General features: G+C 70.1%; 1 pseudogene. It reads right to left on the minus strand.

The window, feature by feature from the left end:
* Positions 1-99: 99 nt before the first annotated feature.
* Positions 100-957, minus strand: a pseudogene (locus NC4_RS45195) (non-ribosomal peptide synthetase); the annotation flags it as partial.
* Positions 958-1,099 lie beyond the last annotated feature (142 nt).

Consider the following 1,099-nt stretch of genomic DNA (forward strand, 5'->3'; position numbering starts at 1 on the left):
GGGGCGGGCCGCTGCGTCCGGGGTTGCGGCGGCGGGGGTCAGAGTGGCGGACAGGTCGGCTACGGTCGCGTGCTCGAAGATCGTGCGGACCGGGACCGAGATCGCCAGCGCGGCGGCCAGGCGGGCCGCCAGTTGGGTTGCGGTGAGGGAGTTTCCGCCGAGGGCGAAGAAATCGTCGTCCAGGCCCACCGCGTCGGCGGCGACCGCGCCCAGTACGGCGGCGATGGTCTCGGTAATGGCGCGTTCCACGGGGGTCCGCGGGGCGCGGAAGGCCGCGGTACGGAATACGGGTTCCGGCAGCGCCTTTCGGTCCAGCTTGCCGACCGGGGTCAGCGGAAGGCGGTCGAGGACCATGATCGCGGCGGGCACCATGTAGGCGGTGAGGCTGCGCCCCGCGAACTCGAGGAGAGCAGCGGTGTCGATGGTGCGCCCGGAGGCGGCCACGACGTAGGAGACCAGGGAGACCGTACCGGCGGGATCGGTGTGGCCGCGGGTGACGGCGAATTCGACGGTTTCGTGCGCGGTGAGCACGGCGTCGATCTCGCCGAGTTCGATGCGCAGACCGCGCACTTTGACCTGGTGGTCGGCGCGGCCCACGTACTCGATGACGCGGCGGCCGTCGGAGCGGACGGCCCAGCGCACCAGGTCGCCGGTGCGGTAGAGGCGGTCACCCGGATCGCCGTACGGGTCGGCAATGAAACGCTGAGCCGAAAGACCGGGGCGCGCATGGTATCCGCGTGCCACCCCCGGACCGTTCAGGTACAGCTCGCCGGTGACGCCGAGCGGCTCCGGCAGCAAACGGGCATCCAGGACGACCGCGGACATGCCGTCGATGGTGGTACCCATATCGAAGGCATCGCCGGGGCGGATGCGGGAGCTGATGGTCGTGATGATGGTGGTCTCGGTGGGACCGTAGGTGTTGTAGAAGTTGCGGGTGGCGCCCCACCGCTCGACCACGTCCGCGGTATAGGCCTAGCCGCCCACGGTGAGATGCGAAAGATCGACGAGGCGAGCCGGATCCAGGGTTTGCAGCACCGCCGGGGGTGATGAAGGCATGGGTCACCCGCTCGGCGCACATCAGTTCGGTCAGCTCCGCACC

It is taken from the genome of Nocardia crassostreae (assembly GCF_001613405.1).
GTDB classification, from domain to species: Bacteria; Actinomycetota; Actinomycetes; order Mycobacteriales; family Mycobacteriaceae; genus Nocardia; species Nocardia crassostreae.